Origin of the sequence: Chitinophaga sp. MM2321 (genome assembly GCF_964033635.1) — a bacterium.
Taxonomy (GTDB): Bacteria; Bacteroidota; Bacteroidia; order Chitinophagales; family Chitinophagaceae; genus Chitinophaga.
The window spans coordinates 2,194,716-2,219,800 of record NZ_OZ035533.1; the positions used below are offsets into that span (position 1 = coordinate 2,194,716).

Annotated in this window: 16 protein-coding genes; 12 read left to right on the forward strand and 4 right to left on the reverse strand. The window is 43.1% G+C overall.

Going from position 1 to position 25,085, the window contains the following annotated elements; all coding sequences use genetic code 11:
* Window positions 1-99 precede the first annotated feature (99 nt).
* From ABQ275_RS08500 to ABQ275_RS08515, 4 genes are all read left to right on the forward strand, one after another.
* Window positions 100-2,481, forward strand: coding sequence for an ABC transporter permease (locus tag ABQ275_RS08500; protein ID WP_349317858.1), 2,382 nt, complete (start codon window positions 100-102; stop codon window positions 2,479-2,481).
* A 264-nt stretch (window positions 2,482-2,745) separates the two neighbouring features.
* Window positions 2,746-4,971: a tellurite resistance TerB C-terminal domain-containing protein gene (locus tag ABQ275_RS08505; protein ID WP_349317859.1), complete on the forward strand. Its 2,226-nt coding sequence runs from the start codon at window positions 2,746-2,748 to the stop codon at window positions 4,969-4,971.
* Window positions 4,968-6,281 (forward strand): ATP-binding protein, encoded by a 1,314-nt coding sequence (locus tag ABQ275_RS08510; RefSeq protein WP_349317860.1) that lies wholly within the window; start codon window positions 4,968-4,970, stop codon window positions 6,279-6,281. Before ABQ275_RS08505 ends, ABQ275_RS08510 begins: the two co-directional genes overlap by 4 nt.
* Window positions 6,281-8,410, forward strand: coding sequence for a DEAD/DEAH box helicase (locus ABQ275_RS08515; protein WP_349317861.1), 2,130 nt, complete (start codon window positions 6,281-6,283; stop codon window positions 8,408-8,410). Before ABQ275_RS08510 ends, ABQ275_RS08515 begins: the two co-directional genes overlap by 1 nt.
* A gap of 180 nt (window positions 8,411-8,590) precedes the next feature.
* Here ABQ275_RS08515 and ABQ275_RS08520 read toward each other — a convergent pair whose 3' ends face one another.
* The 4 genes from ABQ275_RS08520 to ABQ275_RS08535 all read right to left on the reverse strand — a co-directional run bounded on the left by ABQ275_RS08520 (window position 8,591) and on the right by ABQ275_RS08535 (window position 13,667).
* The gene (locus ABQ275_RS08520) at window positions 8,591-9,778 is read right to left on the reverse strand and encodes an acyltransferase (protein ID WP_349317862.1); all 1,188 of its coding nucleotides are present in this window, start codon (window positions 9,776-9,778) and stop codon (window positions 8,591-8,593) included.
* Window positions 9,779-9,919: 141 nt separating this feature from the next.
* A complete protein-coding gene (locus ABQ275_RS08525; protein ID WP_349317863.1) occupies window positions 9,920-12,319 on the reverse strand; it encodes a TonB-dependent receptor domain-containing protein in 2,400 nt (799 codons plus the stop codon).
* A gap of 415 nt (window positions 12,320-12,734) precedes the next feature.
* Window positions 12,735-13,157 carry an SH3 domain-containing protein gene (locus ABQ275_RS08530; RefSeq protein WP_349317864.1) on the reverse strand — a complete coding sequence of 141 codons (423 nt, stop codon included), beginning with the start codon at window positions 13,155-13,157 and terminating at the stop codon, window positions 12,735-12,737.
* A 24-nt stretch (window positions 13,158-13,181) separates the two neighbouring features.
* Window positions 13,182-13,667: a BON domain-containing protein gene (locus tag ABQ275_RS08535; protein WP_349317865.1), complete on the reverse strand. Its 486-nt coding sequence runs from the start codon at window positions 13,665-13,667 to the stop codon at window positions 13,182-13,184.
* A 239-nt stretch (window positions 13,668-13,906) separates the two neighbouring features.
* Between ABQ275_RS08535 and ABQ275_RS08540 the strand changes: the two genes are divergently transcribed.
* The 8 genes from ABQ275_RS08540 (at window position 13,907) to ABQ275_RS08575 (ending at window position 25,074) form a co-directional block, all read left to right on the forward strand.
* Complete coding sequence (locus ABQ275_RS08540; protein WP_349317866.1) at window positions 13,907-14,287, forward strand: VOC family protein; 381 nt, start codon at window positions 13,907-13,909, stop codon at window positions 14,285-14,287.
* Window positions 14,288-14,597: 310 nt separating this feature from the next.
* Complete coding sequence (locus tag ABQ275_RS08545) at window positions 14,598-17,561, forward strand: SusC/RagA family TonB-linked outer membrane protein (protein ID WP_349317867.1); 2,964 nt, start codon at window positions 14,598-14,600, stop codon at window positions 17,559-17,561.
* A gap of 17 nt (window positions 17,562-17,578) precedes the next feature.
* On the forward strand, window positions 17,579-19,267 hold the full coding sequence (locus ABQ275_RS08550) for a RagB/SusD family nutrient uptake outer membrane protein (protein WP_349317868.1): 1,689 nt from the start codon (window positions 17,579-17,581) through the stop codon (window positions 19,265-19,267).
* A 57-nt stretch (window positions 19,268-19,324) separates the two neighbouring features.
* Window positions 19,325-19,615, forward strand: coding sequence for a hypothetical protein (locus ABQ275_RS08555; RefSeq protein WP_349317869.1), 291 nt, complete (start codon window positions 19,325-19,327; stop codon window positions 19,613-19,615).
* Between the two features lie 3 nt (window positions 19,616-19,618).
* Complete coding sequence (locus ABQ275_RS08560) at window positions 19,619-20,254, forward strand: Crp/Fnr family transcriptional regulator (protein WP_349317870.1); 636 nt, start codon at window positions 19,619-19,621, stop codon at window positions 20,252-20,254.
* 54 nt (window positions 20,255-20,308) lie between these two features.
* On the forward strand, window positions 20,309-20,677 hold the full coding sequence (locus tag ABQ275_RS08565; protein ID WP_349317871.1) for a DoxX family protein: 369 nt from the start codon (window positions 20,309-20,311) through the stop codon (window positions 20,675-20,677).
* Window positions 20,678-20,842: 165 nt separating this feature from the next.
* Window positions 20,843-22,498: an altronate dehydratase family protein gene (locus ABQ275_RS08570; RefSeq protein WP_349317872.1), complete on the forward strand. Its 1,656-nt coding sequence runs from the start codon at window positions 20,843-20,845 to the stop codon at window positions 22,496-22,498.
* Window positions 22,499-22,659: 161 nt separating this feature from the next.
* Window positions 22,660-25,074, forward strand: a complete 2,415-nt coding sequence (locus tag ABQ275_RS08575) for an ABC transporter permease (protein ID WP_349317873.1) — start codon at window positions 22,660-22,662, stop codon at window positions 25,072-25,074.
* Window positions 25,075-25,085: the final 11 nt, after the last annotated feature.

The following is a 25,085-nucleotide window of genomic DNA, read 5'->3' on the forward strand; positions in this document are numbered from 1 at the left end:
CATGTTATAATAGATATTATATATAAATACGTGGAAATAAAATTTATGCTTTGATGGCATACAAATCGTGCTTTACTGCGTATTACCATCAACGTTACTATGTTCAGAAACTACCTCCGGATTGCTGTAAGAACCCTACTGAAGAATAAAGTCTTTTCAGTAATAAATATTGCAGGCTTGTCTGCAGGAATGGCGGTAGCATTACTGATAGGTTTATGGACATGGGATGAATGGTCTTTTGGTAAGGTACTCCCGCATTATGACCGCATGGCGCAGGTGATGCAAAGTAAAACTTTCAGCGGTGAAGTCGCTACCTTTTCCGCTTTACCCGCTGTTTTACGCGGGGCCATGCAATCAGCTTATGGCAGCGACTTTAAACACATCGTTCTCGTCTCCTGGCCAAATGCGCATGTACTGGCGGCTGGCGACAAAAAGATATCACAGACAGGTTCGTATATGAATACGGATGGGCCGGAAATGTTTTCCCTGAAAATGCTGTATGGTACGCGCAACAGCCTTGCTGATCCACACACTATCTTACTCTCAGCCAGCACTGCCCGTGCCTTGTTTGGCGACATAGATCCAACAAACAAGATCCTGAAAATGGATAATCAGTCAGTGGTAAAGGTAACGGGTGTGTATGAAGACTTCGCCGCCAATAGCCTGTTCAGGGAATTTACCTTCATCGCGCCCTGGGAACTATATGGCATAGCAGAACCCTGGGTAAAGAAAACGGAAGATCTCTGGGATAACAATTCCTTCATGATGTATGTACAGCTGGCAGATCATGCTGACATGGCGACGACAGCTGCGAAGATCAGGAATATCAAAATGGACCATGTTGCAGCAGAAGATCGAACTTTTAATCCTGTGATCCAGTTACAGCCGTTGAGTCGCATACACCTGTACGGCGAATTTAATAACGGTGTAAGTACGGGCGGACTTATACGTTATGTTTGGCTGTTTGCCTTAATCGGCATTTTTGTGCTGCTATTGGCTTGTATCAATTTTATGAACCTGAGTACCGCCCGTTCAGAAAAAAGGGCCCAGGAGGTGGGCATCCGCAAGGCTATAGGTTCTATGCGTATACAACTCATCATACAGTTTCTGGGCGAATCTATGTTAATGGTGCTGATGGCATTTGTAACCGCCTTACTGCTGGTCCAGTTATCTCTTCCATTTTTCAACAGGATCGTGGATAAAGAGATGTCTATCCTCTGGACCAACGGAATTTTCTGGCTGATATGCCTGGGTTTGTGTTTGGTAACAGGATTTATAGCAGGCAGTTATCCGGCATTTTACCTGTCGTCCTTTCGGCCGGTGAAGATACTCAAAGGTACCTTCAGTGTAGGGCGCAACGCAGCTATCCCACGCAAGGCGCTGATCGTATTACAGTTTAGTGTATCGGTGATACTGATCATTGGTACCATCGTAGTTTTCAGGCAGATACAGTTTGCACAGGACCGGCCGCTGGGATATAATAGCAACGGCCTTATTTCAATAGAACAGGTTACGCCGGATCTGCATAACCACTTTGCCGCCATACGTAACGATCTGCTAAAAGAAGGCGCCATAACAGAAATGGCAGAAACAGGTAGCACCACCACCCTGGTGAAAGTTACCAGCGGCGGTTTTGAATGGCAAGGCAAGCAACCTGGAATGGCCGATGATTTTGCCCTGATAGATGTAAGCCCCGGGTTTGGAAAAACAGTAGGCATGCAAATCAGTTCCGGCAGGGATTTTTCAGCAGCTTTCCCTGCTGACAGTACTGCTATGATATTAAACGAGGCCGCCGTGAAGTATATGGGACTGAAGGATCCGGTAGGACAGCTTATCCGCTGGGGTAAAACCTATACCGTGATTGGCGTATCGCGGGATATGGTTATGAATTCACCGTATGAACAGGCTAAGCCCACTATTTTCTACAGCAGGAAAGAAGGAGGGAACTATATTATGATGAAGTTGAATCCTGCCATAAGCACCAGGGTGGCGCTGGATAAAATTGCTGCCGTGTGTAAAGCCTATTCACCCGCTGTGCCATTTGATTATAGATTTACAGATCAGGATTATCAGAAAAAATTTAATGAAGAGAGAAAAACCGGTAAACTGGCTACCATCTTTTCCCTGCTTGCCATTTTTATCAGTTGCCTGGGCTTGTTTGGTATGGCCTCCTTCATGACTGAACAGCGAACAAAAGAAATAGGTATCCGGAAAATACTGGGCGCATCCGCCATCAACCTGTGGGTCATGCTATCAAAAGATTTTTTATTGCTGGTTTCCATTGCTATATTGCTGGGGTTTCCGCTGGCTTATTATATCATGTACCAGTGGTTATCCGGATACTATTATCACGTAGAGATCTCCTGGTGGATATTTATAGCTACCGGAGGGGGAGCTTTGCTGATCACTATGCTGACGGTAAGTTTACAGTCAGTGAAAACAGCCCTGGCCAACCCGGTAAAAAGTTTAAGATCCGAGTAGGGCGTTTTTTTAAATGGGCCATGTTGGAAATATTTTTGGATTTTGAAATTTGGAGATCTACTTAATTGTTATATATTAACTTTGCCATTGTTTATGTATTATGCTGTTTTTATATTTATTGTTATGATGTGTTTTTCATGACAAAAACTTATATTACGCCTACTTTCCAAATCATTTAATTGTTTTAACATCTTATCTTAGTGGATGTGAACTAATTTATATAATCCTCATTGAGTAGCAAGTCACATCAATATTTGTTATGTCATGAAAATTTTTTTTATCCTTATACGTTGGATCATTGGTATTTTCCTGTGTTTAACTGCCTTAGGAGGTTTTTTAAGTGGAGAAGTAGGAACTGCGTTTTTTATTCTAGTTTTTGGTTTGGTGTTTTTGCCTCCTATATCAAAGGCCTTATTCTCCAAATTGCCTCAGAATAAGACTGGCGGAAGTAGCCAACCTCCAACGACAGGAGAAAAAATGGATGGTACCTCATCAGTTGAAGCTTCCGTATCGCTGCCATTAAATTTACCCCCCGAGCTACAAAAGGAGCATATAAGCATAAGGAATTATTCAACCCCAAAAGCCGATAATGCAAAAGATAAACTGATTCAAATAGATCCATCTAATCTGGCGGCCCTTCCCTCAATCACTATGATCAAGGAAAGCCAGCAAGAAAAGCCAAGTATAATGGGGGATACAATGTGCCAAACAGATAATTCAATAATTGATATAACTGGAGAATCTGTTCAAATAAAGCATCTCAATCCCCTACCAGACCCAATCAATAAAACTATTATTGTTCCATATTGGAGCCATCGGTACATATATTCCTATGACGATATAAATACTGCCACTAAAGAACAGTTTAACTTCTATCAGAATTTTAAAGAGCAGTTTTTGAAGGGAACCTATATCGACATACAAGAGAATAATAATTATGCTTTCATTCTGCTATTTGATCTCCTAAAGCAATTCGATAGAGATACTGATTTTCACGGTTTGGAGAGTGGATTGAATATTTTGGGAAGTCACTATCCTAAAACGCTACCCTATACACGATCCTTTCTCCTACAGAAAATGACCGCAATTGGAGATAATAATAATGTGAATAGGGTCCATCAGGAAATGATGGAAGGAAACCAGCAGGAGAATAATTATAATTATTGGGGGCTTGGTTCAAAGCATAAGAAAACACTCAATCTGGATAAGGCATCAGAAAAATTGCTGAATAGAATTTGGTATCAAGGCAATAACTTTTATGATTTAGAATTTTGCCAATTGGAGATAATTAAGCTATTTCTGGCAGTGCTTAAAGGATTACAACTAAGATATAACTCAGAACAACAAACAGTAGAACAACAATTTCAGATCGTTGCTGATGTAATAGCCAGGAAACAATACAAGTATAGGCTGAACAGTAATAACTACAAATATTGCATTCAATCTACAATAAATGAGCTATATATTTTCATTTTTAAACATTGCGAGAATGCCATCAGAGAGCTTTATGGACACAAAAGAAAACTCTCTATCGATAATTATAGCATTTTGGAAGTAAACTTGCAGTTAGAAGAAAGAATACTTTCTAAGATAAGGGAAATAATTCCTAAAGAAATACTGCATACAAAAATACCTGACGAGCAAACCGAAATAGAATTAAACACGAAAAATACTACTCGCTGGAAATCGAAATTAAGTGAATTGGAAGGAATGCTTGGAAGTAAAAACAGTGTATGGTTTCTGGAAGAAGTGGCATGCCTGGGCAAACTAAATAAGAATAACCCTTCTATCGAAAATATATTCTTTGAAGCTTCAAAGATCCTTTCAAAAAGAGATCGTGCCGTTTCTCTTATTTTATATACTCATTACATATTTCACGATCTGAACTCCAAGACTTTTGATAATAAGCCAATTGCTAAAACAATTCAAAGGAATTTATTTGATAATGATGAGCAAGCATTAGAATTTGAATCTATCATTAATAACCTCATTAAAACAAAGAATCTCAAAGTTGCAATTGATAATGCCTCTAGGCTCTATTTACCCAAACGGAAAAGAATTCAATTAGATATTGGTACGATCAAAGATGTAAATCGTAAATATAAAGGTACAGTTGAGTTGTTAAATGAATTACTGCAAGATGAAAGCGCAATAGATGAATCACTTGCAGATAGCTATTCCATAGAGCCGATTGAATTTCCTTCGTCCAATCACACAGTGCATAGCGCCGAAGATGAAATAGTGCCTGTTCATAAAGTTGAGCTGAATGCAGCACAATCAGGTTTGTTGCAAATATTTTTGAAGAATAGTTGGTCTGTTGCGCAAGTTGATATAAACACTTATGCTAAGTCAATCGGAATGTTCTCCAACCAATTAATAGAGAGTGTCAATGATGTATGTTTTGAATTAATTGATGATTTATTGATTGAGGAAGATGACGATTTTTATGTTATTAATGAAAATTACTATCAAAATATATTCTCAAAATGATTGCAAATGTAAAGCCCAAGGAAGCTACAGCTATTATAAATTCTTTAATTGCAGGCGTAGTGCCAAAAATAGGAATTCAACATATCACTGTTGGCAGATCTGAAGAAACTAATGCCTTTATTATGGCTTTAGAAGATGTTAAGAATGGACATAGTATGGTCAAATTCTGGATAGGAGACTTTGGTTCGGGGAAATCATTTATGCTTCACTTGATGAATACGGTGGCACTTCGGCAAAAATTTGTTGTAACCAATGCTGACTTTACACCAGATAACCGGTTGTATGCGAATGATGGGAAGGCGGTGTCATTATATACCTCTTTAATGGACAATATCGCTATTCAAACAAAACCTGAAGGGGGTGCATTGTCAACACTTATGGAGAAATGGATTGAACAGATTATTTCGAAAACAGCATTGGAAAATAATATTCTTCTGACGGAAATTCGCAAGAAGGAACAATTTCCGCTTATCCAAGCTAATATTTTGAAAACCATAAATGAAATTACTGAGGTTGGTGGTTTTGATTTTGGAATGGTTGTAATGAAATACTATGAAGGATACGTTAAGGATGATGAGGCTTTAAGGAAAAATGCTTTAAAATGGTTGAAAGGAGAATACAGAACGAAAACAGAGGCAAAGCACGATTTAGGTGTTAGGGAAATTATTAATGATATAAATTATTATGACATGCTGAAAAACTTCTGCAAATTGTTTGTCAGCATGGGATATAGTGGCTTTCTCATTAATCTTGATGAAGTAATTAACTTATACAAAATATCGACTTCCGTAATGCGTGAGAAGAATTACGAAAAGATACTGGCTATCTATAATGATTGCTTTCAAGGTAAAGTATCACACCTTTTCTTCAATTTCGCCGGTACAAAAGAAACGTTAGAAAATGAGCGACGAGGCTTATTTAGCTACGATGCCTTAAAAACAAGACTGGAGACGAATAAATTTGAAACAGCAGAGATTAGAGATTTTGCGCAGCCGGTAATAAGAATATTACCACTGGATCATAATGAAATATTTGTTTTATTGAAGAAGCTGAAAGCTGTTTTTGATTTCAATTATTCTTCTAGTATTGATATTACTGATGTTGATATACAAACCTTCATGGAGGAAATGTTTAATAAACCAGGTGCGCATGAATTCTTAACACCCAGGGAGGTAATTAGGGACTTCTTGAATATATTAAACATCCTTCGGCAAAATCCTTCCTTGGAGAAAAGTAAGTTATTTGGTGAAATGGAAGTGGTAGACGAAAGGCCTGATATACTTTCCTTGGATGAAATAGATGAGTTGTAATGCCTATCAACTTGCTCTCTGAGCCAATCCGCAGGTATATTAGAGATAAACGCTGGGAAGAACTCCGACCAATTCAGGCAGCGGCCATCAAGAAAATTATTTCTACTGACCAGAATTTTATTCTAGCATCAAGAACAGCCTCTGGTAAAACAGAGGCTGCATTTCTCCCTATTCTTTCTAAATTAAATTTTAGAGAGCATGGGGTGCAGGTTCTATATATTTCACCCCTAATAGCACTAATTAATGATCAATTTTACCGGGTAGAGGAACTGTGTAAACACCTCGATATCTCCGTTACAAAGTGGCACGGGGAAGCTAGTAAAGCAGCAAAAGAGGCTGTGGTAAAGCAACCCAATGGCATTGTATTGATAACGCCTGAATCCATTGAGGCGATGTTTGTAAATAAACCATTTAATATCTTACATCTTTTCTCCAATTTGAGATATGTTGTTATTGATGAGATACATTCTTTTATTGGTACGGAGAGAGGGATACAACTCAAATCCTTACTGGCAAGGATACAATCAACCATACCTGTTCCATTCAGTATAATTGGTTTATCTGCTACTATTGGTGACTATCGGGAAGCAAAACGATTTACAGGTAATGAAGCAAATACAATAGTCCTGTTGGACAGAACGAAAAAGGAAATAAACGCAAAGTTCAAATACTTTGAAGCCGAAGGAGAGGAGTTACCGTTGGCTTTACTGAAAGATTTATACGTAGAAACGAAGGATGACAAAGTTCTTATATTTCCCAATAATAGAGGGCGTGCGGAGGAAATAGCGGTTAAACTCAGGAAGATTTCGGATAAAGTGGGAGGGCATTCCAATTATTTCTCACATCACTCATCTGTTGATAAAGAAGTAAGAGAGCATGTTGAGTATTTTGCGAAAAATAATGAAAGACGGAGTTTTTGTATTGCATGCACTTCCACATTGGAGCTTGGAATTGATATCGGTGGTGTGGATGAAGTAGTGCAGATTGATGCGGCGAATAGTATCGCTTCTCTTATTCAAAGAGTAGGTAGAAGTGGGCGAAAAAATGGTATGCCAAGCAATCTGTTTCTGTATGCCACTAATCAATGGAGCCTTTTGCAATCTATCGCTTGTTGGGAACTCTATCAGGAAGAATTCATAGAACCACCGGAGATAACTGAGAAACCTTATGATATTTTGGTACATCAAATATTATCCATCCTCAAAGGGGGAAATGGTATTACGCATGAACGGTTATTGAGAGAACTATCAACAAACTTTGCTTTTTCTCAGATTGATACCATCGAGAAGGAAGAAGTGATAAGCCACCTACTATCCATAGATTTTATAGAAAAGACAGGACTTGAATTGATTATTGGAGTAGAAGGAGAAAAGATAGTTAATAATAAAGATTTTTATAGCGTTTTTATTTCGGAGCCTAATTTTAAAGTCCTACATGCAGGTAATAGAATAGGTGAAATTCCATTCTCTCCACAAATAAAGGAGGACGAGAATATCTTACTCGCGGCAAAAATTTGGAAGATAAAATTTGTAGATTTTAAAGCAAAGAAAATTGAAGTTGTGAGAGCCGCAGATGGGCGAAAACCCGTATTCTTTAGTGGACATCTCACCGTGCATACCAAGATAAGAGAAAAGATGCTGGAAATAATTTACTCCACTAAACAATTTTCCTACTTGGATGAGGCGTGTCAGCAACAGATATTAGAGATTCGACAAGAATTTATGAGCTGTAAGATTAGGAATGTTGAGGGAGAAAGACCTTTGCTGGTGACCGATAAAAAAGTTAAATTTTATTCATTTACAGGTACAAAAACTAATCAATCGCTTGGATTACTATTTACCGTAAATGGTATTATAAATAATTTGGATGTATATGTTAGCTCATTTGAAATGTCAATTTCTGTGGAAGAATTACAAAAGAAGTGGCTCAATCTACTTTTATCATTGAATAATATTGATGAACATATTGAATCCTTACTGAAGCAGAATCCTAGTTTGATCGACTTTTCCAAGTGGGCTATTTATTTGCCTTTAAAGTTACAGATCGGGTTACTAAAACAGCAATATTATGATTTTAATGCAGCAGCGCAGCTGGTAAATTTTATTAAGCTTGTACCAAATAGTGAATAACCATCCTGGAAGTTGGGAATGTAAAATAGGTTATACCTGATTAATAGTTCGAATTTCAGTATTAAATTATGTTATAGCTTTCGATAGAGCTAGATCAGGGAGTCAATGCTGTAAATGGTATCTGATAAGAAATGAGATAAATGATTGCACATTGGTTTTACCCCGATCGCAGCTTTTGGTCTACCTTTGCTGAAAGTCACCAACCATTTCATTTTTCACGGACAACTTCTTTCTTCTACGTTCCAGTATACGTTGTCTGAGCCGCAGGAAAGGCGCTTCTACCGTTTTATTTAATAAAAGGGCACCCAGGATGCCGGCTGTAAGACAGAGCAGGAACATCAGGTTGCCTTTGGGCGCAATACCGGCTTTCTCCAGCAGGGGATGTACCAGGTGTATCACTCCTTTATGCGATAGATATAATACAAAAGATAACCTGGCAATGAGTGCCGTGACGCGGCTATTGTACCGGTACAACACGCAGGACGGACTTACAGCAGCCATGACCAGCAAGCCATAACCGGCTGCTACCAACGGATACCCGGATATGGAAGCGTGGAAACTTTGTTGTGCCTTACACAAAAACCAGGCGCCGGTTAAAACGATAAGGCCAGCTAACAAAATGATATTCCCATGTTTTGTCAGCCGTTCTTTTACAGCGGGCCTGAAGGCAAATAGCGCAGCAATGGCAACACCCGCCAGTAATCCATCGAGCCGGTTGTAGGTGGGGTAGTACATATACCGGTACCAGGTAATACCAAAGTTGTTTTGTCCTGCTTCGGGCGCAATTAAGAAATGCCAGCTGTATAGCCTTACAACAAAGCCAAAGAGCAACACTGCCAACAATATCAGTCCTCCTTTTTTCATGGTTTTGAAATGTAACAGCAGGATCAGTACAAGCGGGAAGAGCAAATAAAAATGTTCTTCTACACATAATGACCAGACATGCGAAAAAGTACCGAAGTTTTTAATATCGAAGTTGAAATTTTGTGTAAACGTTAAAAATTTCCATAGTGGCGGCAATGCTTCTCTTTCCCGGAAAGCAGGTATTAAAAAATAGATAGCCAATAGCAGGAGGTAAGCCGGAATGATCCTGAAAAAACGTTTAATAAAAAATTCCGGCAGGGATATTTCTTTTCCGGCGGCTATGTTTACAAACAACTGGGAGGAGATCAGGTAGCCACTCAATACAAAGAAAAGGTCTACGCCCGTCCATCCGAAGCCCATTATATTGTCCAGCCAATGCGGGTGCGGAAACATCCGGTAATGATAAAACAAGACCATGATAATAGCCAGTGCTCTCAAATGATCCAGCCCGTAAAGCTTTTTATTTTGTGCTGTTGTAGTAACTGTTGCCGTTGGATATGTCATAAAATAGCTGCCACCTGTTGACAGGGGCTAAAAATACCCTTTCAATTTATAAGGAAGATTCCCGTGCGTTCAATATAATAAATGTTTATTGCCCTGTTGGATTTTCGTTATAAACGGTTTATAGATTGTATAGACGATTATTTATTGTTTACTGTAATTTGTTTCTATCTTTTTATGTTGAATTTCTTTACCATTGGCACGCCCAAACCGGTAATTAACATTGATCTTGAATACCCGCGTAGTGTATTTCTGTAGAAAGTCCTGTTGAAAGGTGCCCGGTAGTGCTGTTATTCTTCTGTAGCGGTCGGTATTGAAAATGTCTGTACAACTCAATGTGAGGGCCAGGTTCTTTTCTTTCAGAAAATCTTTTTTCAGCGCCAGGTCTATACTGCTGGTGCTACTGGTTTTACCTTGTGGTATTATCTGTGGGGCTTCATACGATGCTGATAATTGCAGCGTCATATCCTGTGGCAGCTTTGCATCTGAACTGAGCTTCGCAAACCAGCTAAATCCACTGTTGTCGAGTACAGATCCTATATGGGTATCCGTGATCCGGGTATCAAAAAAGTTCAGGTTGGTTGTCAGGTTCCACCACGTGGTAATGGGATTTTTAAAGATCAGTTCTGCGCCATAGGTGTTGCTGTGATCGGCATTGATATAGGTGGTCAGCAGGGTATCAGGTGCAATGGGATAGGTGTAGGTTGTGATGGGATGCTGAATATTGCGCAGGTAAGCGGTGGCAATGAGTGTGGATTTACCAAACGATTTATTATAAGAGAATTCCAGCAGATTAGTAAATGCTGATTGCAATGCAGTATTGCCTTTGAACAGATTTTGTGGATTGGAGTAATCAATTCTTGGCGTGATTTCATCAAAGGCCGGCCTGGTGACCCGCCTGGAATAATTGAGATGCAATTCCTGTTCGGCTCCCAATTGCCGGGTAAGAAAGAAGCTTGGAAAGAGGCCGGGATTATGGTACGCTATCCTGATGCCGCTGTCTGGCATCATACCGGTATAATCATACTGTTCAAAACGTAATCCGGCTATATAACTGAACTTGCCATAGCTATCGCTGAAATTACCATAGGCGCTGTATGTTGGATCTTTATAGTTGAAATCATAGGTACCTTGCTTATTCACCAGGTAGTCGCTGGTGTGATGGTCATAATCCTGCAGGAGGCTTTGATTACGATCTTTGTGCCAGGTGATCTTTACACCGGTTTCCAGTTTAGCTTTATTCTCTTTGAACGTATTGGTATAATCTGATTGCAGTATAACGGTATGCCCCTTAAACCCGCCACTGGATTGTTGTAACACGGGATTGCCCAGGGAGGCGCCTTGCGGATCCTGGTACTGCATATGATAGCTCCCATCTACCGGTCCCTTATATTTTTCTACACTGAAATCAGCGGTTAACTTTTCTCCCTGTTTACGGAATTGATATGCATAGCTGAGAGCAGCCTGCCCGAAACGGAAATTTTCTGTATTGCCGGTATGACGGATCGCACCTGAATCTGCCAACGCTGCTTTGTTGAGGTAATAGCTCTGCTGGTTGTTATAGGTCCTGAAATCACCGCCGCCATACGTGCCGGTCAGCGAAAAGGTATGTTGTTTATTGGGTTCGTAATCGAGGGTAAACTTCCCTTTCCTGAATGGGCCTTTGGTGACACTTTCAGCTTGCTGCTGTAAAGCCGTACCATCTGAAAGATTGTTCCTGTAAAGCGTTTCACGGTGTTTGCCCTGGTGACCATGTTCCAGGAAATTGACATTGAACCGGAAGTCTCCTTTTGAAATATTGAAGTCCCCATAAAGGTTATGCTCCGGTATGGTTGTCCAGTTGGCATTCACGGAACCGTACATACCAGCTTTGCTATTTTTTTTGGAAATAATATTAATAATACCGCCGCTGCCATCTGCATCATATTTAGCAGAAGGGTTCGTAATGATCTCAATGGAGGCCACCTGGTCTGCCGGTATTTGTTCAAGGGTGAGATTCGTCCGCTTGCCGTCCAGCAGCAGGGTGGGAGTGCTGTTACGCAAGGTTATCTTTCCGGAATTGATTGTTACGCCGGGTATCTGCCGGAACACCTCTGACACGGTACCTCCTTTTGCATTCAGGTTGCTGGCAACGTTGAATACCTTTTTATCCGGCATTACCTGGTAGGACTCTTTTTGCGCGGTGACGGTAATGCCCTGCAGGTCTGTAAAGGCCGGTGCAATACTAACAGAACCGATATCTGTTGTTGCTTGTTTCTTTACCTCAAACACCAGCTGCTTTGTCCTGTAGCCAATGAAGCTGATGGATAATGTATTTTCCCGGCCAGGTAAGGTGGTACATTTTATATGGAACGCTCCCTTGTCTGATGTGGTACCGATCCCTATAACGCTATCTTTTTCGTTTCTCCATTGCAGTGTAACACCTGGAACAGGATCACCGGAAACGGAATCTACAACGCTCCCATGTATATAGTTTGCCCCGCTTTGAGCGAGGCTTTGAAAGGAAAGGATGAGGATGAATATCTGTGCTACAATAAATTTCATGGCTTATATATTATAGAATGTCGCAGAGAGCGGCCCTGTCAGGGATCTCCTAACGTAAAAGTGTTAATCAAATCAGTAAATTAGTTTTCTAAACAGGTTAGCATTTAAAGGAGATATGGCCGGCAAGCTGGCGTAACAGCTGTGGTTTGGCAGCAAATGAGCTGGCACTGGTGGTGCGTGTAGCCGTAGTAGTAAGTCTTATTTTCATCGAATGAATAATTTGGTAAGATGTATAGGTTAATTTACAGCTGCAAATTTCATCCAAACATTTGGCTTGATTTTGTCGGATACGGAATTTGATTTGTAGAAAAGGGAATTTCTAAAGATGCGATAGTGCGTGCAGGCCCGGGATTAAATAAAACAGCCTTCAAACCAGGTGGCTTGAAGGCTGTTCTATGTTATATGCTATGACTGTTTATTCCACAGGTTTCAGATACTGTGAGTAGGAGTATCCTTCCGCGCCGCCATTGGTACGGATGAGCCACCACTGGTCATTTGTTTTATTGATCAATGTTACGGTCTCACCATGTGCTGCTTTACCTACAACGGGTTGGTCGGTACCAGGTCCTTTACGGATGTTGAGATTGGTAGAGTCGGTAATGACTTCCAGCTTGGCGCCTTCTACTGCGGTGGCTACATTGATGTTCATCACCACATCGCCGGTAAGGAAATTCGGATCAATTTTTCCGTAGATATCCCAGAGCTTATCCTTTACTGCGCCGGTAGGTGCCACACCATCTATATGGAGTACACCGTCCAGCTCACTAACTTTCAGGTTCGTTGTACCGGATGACTGAGCTGCATCTATCAGCTCTTTGTATTTATCCTGTAATGCCATGATTATGGTTTTAAGCGTAAGGAATTATTTTACTTTCAGCCCTGAAGCGTCTACTTTTTTAGGCTTTAATGCGTCCAAAGCCATTTTGAGTTTTTTCCATTTGGCAGCAGTTTCCTGGCCAGTGATGGTGATGATACCGTCCTGGACATTGGCAACAATACCCGGATAGTCTTTAACAACAGCATCCACAGCAGTTTTAAGCGCATCGTCTGCGGTTACTTCCGGGGCTGGGGGTGGCGGTGGTGGTGCAACTGTAATATCATTGGTTACACTGGCTACTCCTTTTACAGCTTTAGCAGCATCTTCAGCGGATGATTTTGCTGCGTCATCCGTTACGGTACCGGAAAGGGTAACTACACCATCTTTTACATCCGCAGTAACGCCAGGAATCGTACTCAGCGATGCATTTACGGTAGCGAGGATGTCTGCATCTTTAGGTTTTCCTTTACAGGCCATCATTACAGAGAGGCCCATCACGAGGATAATGGCGGTGAGTTGTTTAAGTCTCATAGTTTGTGGAGTTGTTTAGAGTGATGAAATCATTGCTATTATTTTATAAGTTAAGGAACTTTTTGTAATTCATCAAATCGTTGTCAGCCCGGTAACGATGATTTAACAGGAAGGCAGCATGTCGTGATACCACCCCTTGATTGCCGTATTCACCCCCCGGGGCACTTATTAAATGGTCGTAGATTTGTAGTACACCAATCGGCTATTAGCCTATTCTTCACTACTAAATCATCAGCATTATGTTTAAACAAACTAAAGCATTCAGCACATTTTCTGTAAATGATGTGCAGAAAGCAAAAGCGTTTTATCAGCAAACATTGGGACTCGAAGTTGTGGAAGAAAATGGAATGTTGCAGTTGCATATTAATGGCGGCAACAGTATCATGATTTATCCTAAACCCAATCATACACCCGCTACTTTTACCGTCCTTAACTTTCCGGTGCCGGATGTTGAGAAAGCTGTAGACCAGCTTCATCAGCAGGGCGTAAAATTTCTACAGTACGAAGGTGATCTGAAGACGGATGAAAAAGGGATCTTCCGCGGCGGAGGCCCGGTCATAGCATGGTTTACAGACCCCGCAGGAAATATTCTGTCTGTTGTAGAAACCGGTCAGCATTAAGTGATGTTGGAATTTATTTATTTGAAATTTTGAAATGTTGTTTTTAATCCTAACTATAAACAAAATTTCAAAATTTCAAAATAAATAAATTCCAAAATCATTTTGTACTTTGTACATGATATGTTTGTTCCAACCCATGAAAACGGAACAATCCACGTTAAGTATTTACTAAATCTAAAAAAAAACTGAAGCACGCTGCTATGTAGAAACGATATCTCGTCGTATGTATTTCCACGTCCTTATTGATAGTTGAACCTGTAGCAGAATCGTTACCATATGCGATTTTTGAAAACCTAAAACATATAGCATAATGAGAAAAACCAAATCCTGCAATGGGCTACCCATTGTGTGGCTGGTGCTGCTTTGCTGTTTCCTCCCATGGAAGCTGGCAGCACAGGATCAGCCATTTATTAATGGTACCGTTACCGATTCCCTCAGCGGAGATCCATTACCCGGCGTAACGGTCATGATTAAAAGCACGACCAAAGGAACGGTCACCAACAACCAGGGCCAGTTCAAATTACCAGCAGACCATGCTGCCGTACTTGTTTTTTCTTCCGTCGGTTATGTCAGAAAGGAAATGCCTGCCGGCAGCGGTTCACTCAGTGTGATGCTCACTCCCAATAACGCTACGCTCAAAGATGTGGTGGTAGTGGGTTACGGAACCATGGAAAAAAGAGAACTGACCAGCTCTATCACTTCTCTCAAAAGTAAAGACATCATACCGGGTATGATGGCCAATCCGCTGATGGCCGTACAAGGCAAGGTAACGGGACTGAATACGGTGTCCAGCAACGGTACCGATCCTAACGCCAGTGTATCGGTTCAACTGCGCGGCGCCAACTCCGTAAAGGCTTCCATGGGGCCGCTCATCGTGATCGATGGGGTGCCCGGTGGCGATATCAATACGGTAGCGAGGGAAGACATCCAGTCTATTGATGTGCTGAAAGACGCTTCTGCTGCGGCGATATACGGCACCCGCGCTTCCGGTGGCGTTGTCCTCATCACCACCAAAAGCGCGAAAGCAGGTGCGGTGAGCCTTTCCTATTCCGGCGAACTCTCCACTGAAACCGTACGCCGCCGCGCGGAAGTACTCAGCCCGGAAGAATTTGTAGCCGCCGGACTGGGAGAAGATCTCGGGCATAAAACCGACTGGTTTAAAACCATCACAAGAAGTACACCCATCAGCCAACGGCATGTGGTAAACATCTCCGGCGGTAGTGAATCAGCCAAAGTATATGCGACCCTTTTCAGCCGTAACTCGGAAGGGATCGCTATCGGCGCCAACAAGAAAGAAATTGGCGGCCGTCTCAACGTACACTTCAAAACACTCGATGATAAACTGGAAATAATAGGCCATAGCAGCTACTCCAGTGTAGATGCGGATGTGACCAATATTTATGACCGCGACAACAACAACAATTCCGGCATCTTTAACATGGCGCTGAAACTGAATCCCACCCAAACACCGTACGACCCGGAAGATGTAACCGGCTACAATGTGTGGACAGGAGGCTACGATTACTGGAACCCGCTGGCAGACGTAAAACTGCGCAGTAATAAAACCCAGTATAAATATATGCTGGCAGATGTGACGTTGAAACTGAATCTCACCAAAGACCTCTTTACTTCTGTGATGGTGGCCACCAATAATTCTACCGAGCAACCTATTTCATGGCGCTCCGCACAGCATAAGACCTCACGGGAAACCGGCGTATATGGGTATGCTAAACAGGAGTATAAAAAATGGTGGGATAAAACCCTGGAGTGGTTGGTGTCTTACAACAAACAGTTTGGTCAGCACAGCATTAAAGCCGTTGCTGGTTATAGCTTCCAGGAGTTCAATGGACAGGGTTTCTGGGCAGAGAACCAGGACTTCCCGATAGACGGCCTGAAAGAAAATGATATGGGCTCCGGCAACTTCCTCTCGGATGGCCGCGCAGGACTTGGTTCGTGGAGGAACTCACGGGAACGCCTCATCGCTTTTTTCGGCAGGGCTAACTATTCCTATAAAGACCGTTACCTGCTTTCTGCCAGCGCCCGGCAGGAAGGGTCGTCGAAATTTGCACCGGCCAAACGCTGGGGTACTTTCCCCGCTATCTCTGCCGGCTGGCGTATTTCAGCGGAACCATTTATGCGCCCTGTTACTTTCGTCAATGAACTGAAACTGCGCGCGGGTTACGGTATTACCGGCAATGCCGGATTTGATCCAGGCACTGCCATGCGCATGTATGGACGCGATACCTGGTGGCTTGTAGATGGCCGCTGGGTGTCTACCTACGGACTGGCACACAACCAGAATGTAAACCTGGAATGGGAAAAAAAGAAGGAAATTAATATAGGCGTTGACTTTAGCCTGTTCGATAACCGGTTAAGCGGTAAAGTAGATGTTTATCAACGTACCAGCGATGATATGATCTATGATATATCTGTATCACAGCCACCGGCTATCCACGACAAAACCACCATGAATGTGGGCAGTCTGCGCAACAGGGGCATCGAAGCAGAACTTACCTGGAATGCCATACAACGCAATAACTGGAGTTATTCATCCACGCTGCGTGGCGCACATAATAAAAATACACTGGTAACCTTATGGGGTAGTCAAACCTGGTGGGATAGAAAATCTTTCCCGGCACCCGGCTCTCCCGGCTCCGCCGTACGACTAGCGCCAGGAGAAGATATCGGACAGTTCTACCTGTGGAAGTCTGCCGGTTTCTCTAAAGAAGGCAACTGGTTGCTATACGATAAGGACGGTAAGGTATTCGATGTATCACAGCAGTCGAAATCGTTACAGGATAAAAGATTTGTCGGCAATGCCATTCCCAAGGTTATCCTTAGCTGGGATCATGCTTTCTCTTACAAAAACTTTGACCTGAACCTGTATATGCGCGGTTGGTTTGGCTATGATGTGTTCAATATGATCAACATGTACTACAGCTTACCAAATGTGAAAGAGCAGAATGTGTTGAAGTCTGCCTTCGAAGAACACAAGAATATTAAAGGGGAAAAAGAGCTGACCGACTACTGGCTGGAAAAAGGAAATTTTGTGAAGATAGACGTCATCACGCTGGGGTACCGGTTTGATACAGAACGCCTGAAGTACATCAAAAACCTGCGCCTGTACCTGAGTGGCCGCGACCTGTTTACCATCACCAGGTATTCCGGTCTTGATCCTGAAGTGGACATCAATGGTCTTGAACCGGGTTTTGAAGGATTGAATGTCTATCCCAAAACACGCAGCTTCACCTTTGGCGTGCAAGCTAATTTCTAACAACAAAACTGTAAGCCATGAAAGCATTCATTAATTATATATTACTAGTGGTCTGTATCACTACCTTCCAGGCCTGTACGAACCTCGATGAGGTATGGTACGATAAAGTAGTGCCGGAAACTTTTTTTAAGAGTGAAGCCGATATCAAAGCGGCTTTGTATCGTCCGTTTACCCATGCCCGTTGGTATGTGGTCAATGACCGCTGGCGGGCGCAGGAGCTTACTGCCGACCAGTTTGCTGTTACTACCAAAGGACCGCATTGGTATGATGGCGGCGCCTTCGAACGTTATCACTATCATAAATGGACCATGGAAGATGGATGGATCTGGGAAACATGGAGAGGTACACTCATGGGAATAGCCTTGGCACTGGATACGAAGCAGGACCTGAATAAGCTGGACTATGGCCAGTTTAAGCTCACACAGGCCGACAAGGATGCGCATGTAAACCAGTTGAATACGCTCATCGGCTATTTTTATATGCGGGGACTTGATTTCTTTGGTGGACTACCGGTGTTTGATTCACTGAATGAAGAAAACCTTCCCCGTAATACGGATGTGGAAACCTTTGATCATGTGGAACAGCTGTTTAAAGGGGCTATAGATAAACTGCCCGTTAAAGCAGCCGGAGAGGCGGAAGAAGGCGCTATCAGGCAGGCGGCGGCCGTGGCCATGCTGGCGGAGCTGTATTTTAATGCGGAGGCTTATATCCGCAAACCGATGTATGCCGAATGTGCAAAGCTGTGTGAAGAGATCATTGCCGGAAAGTATGGCAGCTATCAACTGGATGCCAGCTGGAACGGCGCCTTTAATTTCACAAACGACAAATCACCTGAGATCATCTGGTCCATGCCCTCCCAGTTCAATAAACTGCAATACGACTGGTTCTACGGCGATTTTTATCACTATAATTCGAGGGTCTATTTCGGGGTAGATATGGGCGCCAGCAATGGCATTCATTTGCAGCCTTCCCGGAGGCCGGATAGCACGTTGTATAAAACGGCTTTTAAACTGGGATCTCCCTATGAAAAATTTAATGATAAAGATCTGCGCAAACATCCTTACGTATACACTGGTAGCGGCAATTATACAGGTATGTTCCTCACAGGCAAACAGATTTCGCCGGTTACAGGAGATAATTGTGTAGGCACACAGGAGTACAAAGACAAGCTACTCGTGCTGGATGACAGGGTAGGGCGGTTTTCGGAAGTAGGCCCCGGCAAAAAATATGCATCTGTTTCACAACTACCATCAAAAATATCTGAGGGAGAAGAAAATACAGGTGTGCGCCTGGTAAAGGTTCCTATCCCGCCGGATAGCGAAAAATCATTGCGCTGGGGTGCTGACCAGCCCGTAATCAGGCTCACAGAAATATACTATATGCTGGCTGAATGTAAATGGCGTAGCGGTGATCATAACGGTGCGGCTAACCTGATCAACCAGGTGCGCAAACGTAACTTTGAAAACGGCCTGGACCCCGATCCCGCTACGGCTGCTAACCTCGATGAATACAGGATGCTGGACGAATGGGGCATCGAATTCCTGGGAGAAGGCAGGCGGCGCACTGACCTTATCCGGTGGAATAAATTTGTAACCGAACCCTGGTGGGATCATCAACCCGGTAACAATAAATTTCTGAATCGTTTCCCGGTACCCTTGCAAGCTATCTCCGGTAATAATAATTTACAACAGAATGAAGGCTATTAATAAAAGTGTAGATCTTTGTAAGATCATTGCATTATTTTACAGCTAATTTAGGATACTATGGATTTTACCGGATTTACAACTTCGCTGAAAGAAAACGAGTGCCCATCGCATCTTTCTGTTTACCTCGAGGCGCTCTGGTACGCAGGAAAAGGCGATTGGCAAAAAGCGCATACGCTGATCGAGGACCTGCCCGACCGTAAAGCAGCCCGCATCCATGCTTACCTGCACCGGATGGAAGGAGATATCGGGAATGCAGATTACTGGTATAGCAGGGCCGGAGAAAAACGGCCGCCGGAATCATTGGAAAAAGAATGGGCATCGCTCGTTCAGCGTTATTTGTCCAGTTAAAATATGATAATACAGAAAACCCGCTATACTTTTGTAGCGGGTTTTCTTTTTACAGATAATCAGTACAGCATGAATGACTTTTTTGATGCTATCAAAACGTTGAGTCCTCTTTCAACAGAAAGCAGGGCGTTGTTTGCCGGTATCCTGGAACGAAAGGAGGGAAAGAAAGGAGATGTATTGATCAAGGCAGGGTCAGTTTGTAATTACGTATACTTCATAGAGAAAGGGCTTGCCAGAACCTATTACCTGAAAGACGGTAAAGAGGTGACCGACTGGATCAGTATGGAGAAAACATTTTCTACTTCTATCGTTAGCTTTATTACCCGGCAGCCGGATCGCCGTACGATAGAGCTGCTGGAAGATGCCATTTTATGGGCCATCAATTATGATGACCTGGAAAAACTGTATAAAGAGAATCATGAAATTGAACGTTTCGGCCGGCTGTTAGTCAGCCAGGGACTTGTGCTCATGCAACAACGTTTTGATGACCTGCATTTTGCTTCTGCGCACGACCGCTATAAAAAATTAATGGAGCTTACCCCATCCATTATTCAACGGGTACCTTTGGGCATGATTGCTTCCTACCTGGGTATTACACCCGAAACATTAAGCCGCATCCGCGCCAGTTTTACTTTTTGATAAATGTCAAAGGAAAATGTGTAGCGTGTTCCCAACTTTGTAAAAATAAAAGTTATGAACACAATACTTTGGAGCATCCAGGCAGTCCTTGCCTTTACTTTCGCCTACTCCGGCATGATGAAATCCACCCAACAACGCGAAAAGCTGGTTAGCATCGGGCAGACCGGTGTAGCAGACTTATCCTACCCGCTGATAAGGTTTATCGGCGTAGCTGAAATATTGGGCGCCATAGGCATTATTATGCCGTGGGGTGTGCAGCTCCTTCCTTTCCTGACACCGGTGGCAGCTATTTGTTTTGCGTGTATCATGGTGCCGGCATCTGTTATTCACTATAAAAGAAAAGAGTTTAAGAGTGTTGCTTTGAATGCGCTCTTGTTTGTTTGCAGTGTATTTGTGGCCTTTGAACGCTTCCGACAGTTATAAAACGGGTTATTTAGCTGATAAGTGAGCAGATTCGTTTTTCTCCGAGAACGTTTGCGTAAATAAACAGACACGGTTACACCGCTTTTCGTGAAATGTTCTGTAGTCTTGCATTACAGGACCTCCCGAAAATAACCATATCTCAGCTATTTATTTAACAAGCGTAACATGAAACAAAGTATTTTAAAAGTACATCCGCAGGATAATGTAGTGGTAGCATTGCGTGACCTGAAAAAGATGGAAACGGTACAGGAGAGAGACAACACTTATATTATACAGGAAGATATTCCCACCAAGCATAAATTTACCGCAACAGCCCTGGCAGCAGGAGAGGCCATTATCATGTATGGTGTGCTGGCTGGCCGTGCGCAGGAAAATATTCCTGCCGGTTACAGGATCTCTGTTGAAAATGTGCGCCATGCTGCAGGCAGTTATGAACTGGCTGCGCAACGGAAAACCAGCTGGCATATACCGGATATTGCCGCATGGCAGCAGAAAACTTTCTCAGGATACCACCGGGAAGATGGGAGTGTAGGCACCGCCAATTACTGGCTGGTAATACCGCTGGTATTTTGTGAAAACAGGAATGTGGACGTACTGCGGGAAGCACTCATGGATGAACTGGGTTATGGTCGCCCAGCCGCTTATACAACCTTTACACGGTCATTGGTAACGGCATATCAGTCGGGTAGCAGCGCCGCAAAGATCCTGGAAACGATTTATACCGAAGATCCGGGCAGTATTGCCGCACCGCGGATATTTGAAAACGTGGATGGCATCAAATTCCTCACGCATGATGGTGGCTGCGGCGGTATCCGGCAGGATGCACAAACGCTGTGCGGCTTGTTGGCAGGCTATATCACACATCCGAATGTAGCCGGCGCCACAGTGCTGAGCCTGGGCTGTCAGAATGCGCAGATCACCATGTTGCAGGACGAAATAAAGAAACGCGATGCGCACTTCTCCAAACCATTATACATCCTTGATCAACAGCAAACCGGCGCAGAAAATGTGTTGATTACAAATGCGATCAGGCAAACTTTTGCAGGGCTGATGCAAGCCAACCAGTGTACCCGGCAACCGGCGCCCCTGAGCAAACTGTGTATAGGACTGGAATGTGGCGGGTCTGATGGCTTCTCCGGTATTTCTGCAAACCCCGCTATCGGCTATACCTCGGATCTGCTGGTGGCTTTAGGTGGCTCCGTGATCCTGGCAGAATTTCCTGAATTATGCGGCGTGGAACAGGAGATGAGCGACCGTTGCGCCACTACGGAAGACGCCACCCGTTTTATTCAGTTGATGCGCACGTATCAGCAACGTGCAGAAGAAGCCGGTTCAGGATTTGACATGAATCCATCTCCCGGAAATATCAAAGACGGATTAATTACAGATGCCATCAAATCCGCCGGGGCAGCCAAAAAAGGAGGAACGTCCCCCGTAGCGGCAGTACTGGATTATCCGGAGAAAGTGCAGCGCCCCGGTTTGAACCTGCTATGCACACCCGGCAACGATGTGGAATCCACTACGGCGGAAGTGGGCAGCGGCGCCAACATTGTACTGTTTACTACCGGCCTGGGTACACCCACCGGCAACCCCATCACACCGGTCATTAAACTGTCCAGCAATACAAAGCTATACAACCGCATGCGGGATATTATCGACATCAACACCGGAACCATCATAGATGGTGATGAAACTATTTCCGCTGCAGGAGAACGTATACTCGACTACGTTATACAGGTGGCCAGCGGTATCGTTACTGCAAAATCAGTGTTGAACGGACAGGATGATTTTATTCCGTGGAAGAGGGGTGTATCTTTGTAGTGTTCAGAATCGAACAATTACCAGGTTGAAATCGTACAATTTAAATATTATACTAATTATTAAATGGGTGATTATCAATTAATAAATACATGGCACTGTCTTGTTGTAATGGAAAGCAGGAACGGCAAACAGGTCATTCAATAATTGTATAAATCTCCGGAATGTTTAAGAATTATTTCAAAATTGCATTAAGGAACCTTTGGCGGAACAAAGGTTTTTCTGCTATTAATATCTTCGGACTGGCATTAGGTTTAGCTACCTGTCTGCTGATCACTTTATTTGTGGCGGATGAACTGAGCTACGACCGGCACAATGAAAAAGCCGACCGTATCTTCCGGATTGATGCGGACTTCCTGGTAAACGGAAATGCTTTTCATGAACGCTACTCACCTGCGCAGTTTGGCGCTGTTTTGCAAAAAGATTACCCACAGATAGAAAACAGTGTGCGCTTACGCAGTTATGGCGACAGGCAAATACTGGTGAAGAAGGATAATCAAACTTTTATGGAACGCGATGCTTTTTATGCAGACTCCACGTTGTTTGATATTTTTACCATACCCATGATAGCCGGTAATCCTAAAACGGCTTTAACACAACCCAACACCATTGTTATTTCAGAAAGTATCGCCAGGAAATATTTCAACAGCACGGATGTTATAGGTAAAACATTACTGACAGAAAATACCACCACCTGCCAGATTTCAGGCGTGATCAAAGACATGCCCGCTACTTCGCATGTTCATTTTAACTTCATAAAAGCGATGGCCGGACTGGATGACAGCCGTAAGACGCAATGGATGAGTGATAATTACGACACGTATATCCTGGTTCGCCCCGGTACAGATAAACAAACAATTGATAAATACCTGGATGAAGCCACAAAGACTTATATGAACAGTGCGCTGAAAGCAATGACCGGTAGCAGCATTGAAGATCTGGAGAAAAGCGGCGGCCACTTCAGGTATAGTGCTATACCACTCACTAAAATTCATTTGCATTCTACCCTCACCAATGAAATGGAACCTTCGGGGAATGTGCAGTACGTGTACATCTTCATCATCATTGCTTTTTTTATCCTGCTGATCGCCTGTGTAAATTTTATGAATCTCTCTACAGCCCGTTCAGCGGGCCGTTCCAGGGAAGTGGGGGTGAGAAAAGTATTAGGCTCGCAACGCCGTGACCTGATCCTGCAATTCCTTACTGAATCGGTATTAACCAGTTTTATCGCATTACTTGTAGCGGTTGTAATCGCCATTTTGTTACTGCCGTTTCTCAATCAGTTGGCAGGCAAACAAATAAGTGTTGCGCTGCTGCTCAACAGGTGGTTACTGCCTGCTATCCTGCTTACAATTATAACAGTAGGTTTACTGGCAGGAAGTTATCCTGCGTTCTTCCTTTCTTCCTTTGAACCTGTACAGGTGTTGAAAGGTAAGCTGGCTACCGGTTTCAAAGGTGGCTGGCTAAGAAATAGCCTGGTGGTTTTCCAGTTTTCGACCGCTATTATTCTCATCGTTGGTACACTGGTCATATATAGCCAGCTGAGTTTTATCAGGAACAAAAAACTAGGCTATAACCGTAATCAGGTGCTGGTATTACAAAACATAGGCTCGCTCTGGATTCATGCCACTGCCTTCAAAAATGAAGTGTTACAGATCCCGGGTGTGGAAGCCGGAACAATGACCGACGCACTCCCTGCCTCTACCATGATGAATACCGGTATCTATTCGAAGGATGCCGCCGCCAGTGCGGGCAATGTCATGGGATTATTTGAAAACAGCATAGATCCGGATTATATACCGACCCTCGGCATGACGATGGCCAGTGGCCGCAATTTTTCAGCGCAAATGCTTTCCGATAGCTCGGCTATTATCATTAACGAAACAGCCGCCCGTCTCCTGGGATTTAATGACATCAATAATAAATATCTCTATTCCAATGGTGGCGCCATGGCGCGTAATGTGGTAGGGATTGTACGGGATTTTAATGCGGGTTCTCTGCGTAATAAAATTCCTCCCATGGTATTCAGATTAGATGGATATAAGGACAAGATGGCGTTTCGCGTCAGCACAAAAAATTTGCCTGCACTCATAGCACAGATTGAAAAGAAATATCATGCGGTAGATAAAATGGAAGGACAACCCTTTCTGTATTCTTTTTTAGATGATGATTTCAACAGGCTTTATCAATCCGAACAACGCACCGGGAAAATATTTATATCCTTTGCCTTTTTTGCCATCCTCATTTCCTGCCTGGGGCTCTTTGGGCTGGTTACATATGCAGCAGAACAACGTACCCGCGAAATCAGTATCCGCAAGGTATTAGGGGCAAGCATCACAGGCATCGTTACGCTTTTATCAAAAGACTTTCTGAAACTTGTATTCATTGCCATCCTGGTGGCTTCACCTGTCGCCTGGGTTATCATGGACAGGTGGTTGCAGGACTTCGCTTACCGCATTTATATCAGTTGGTGGGTATTTGTGCTGACGGCCTTTGTTGCCATCATTATAACGGTAACTACGGTTAGTATCCAGGCGGTGAAAGCTGCGCTGGCAAATCCGGTAAAAAGTTTGAAATAGCGAACCAAACC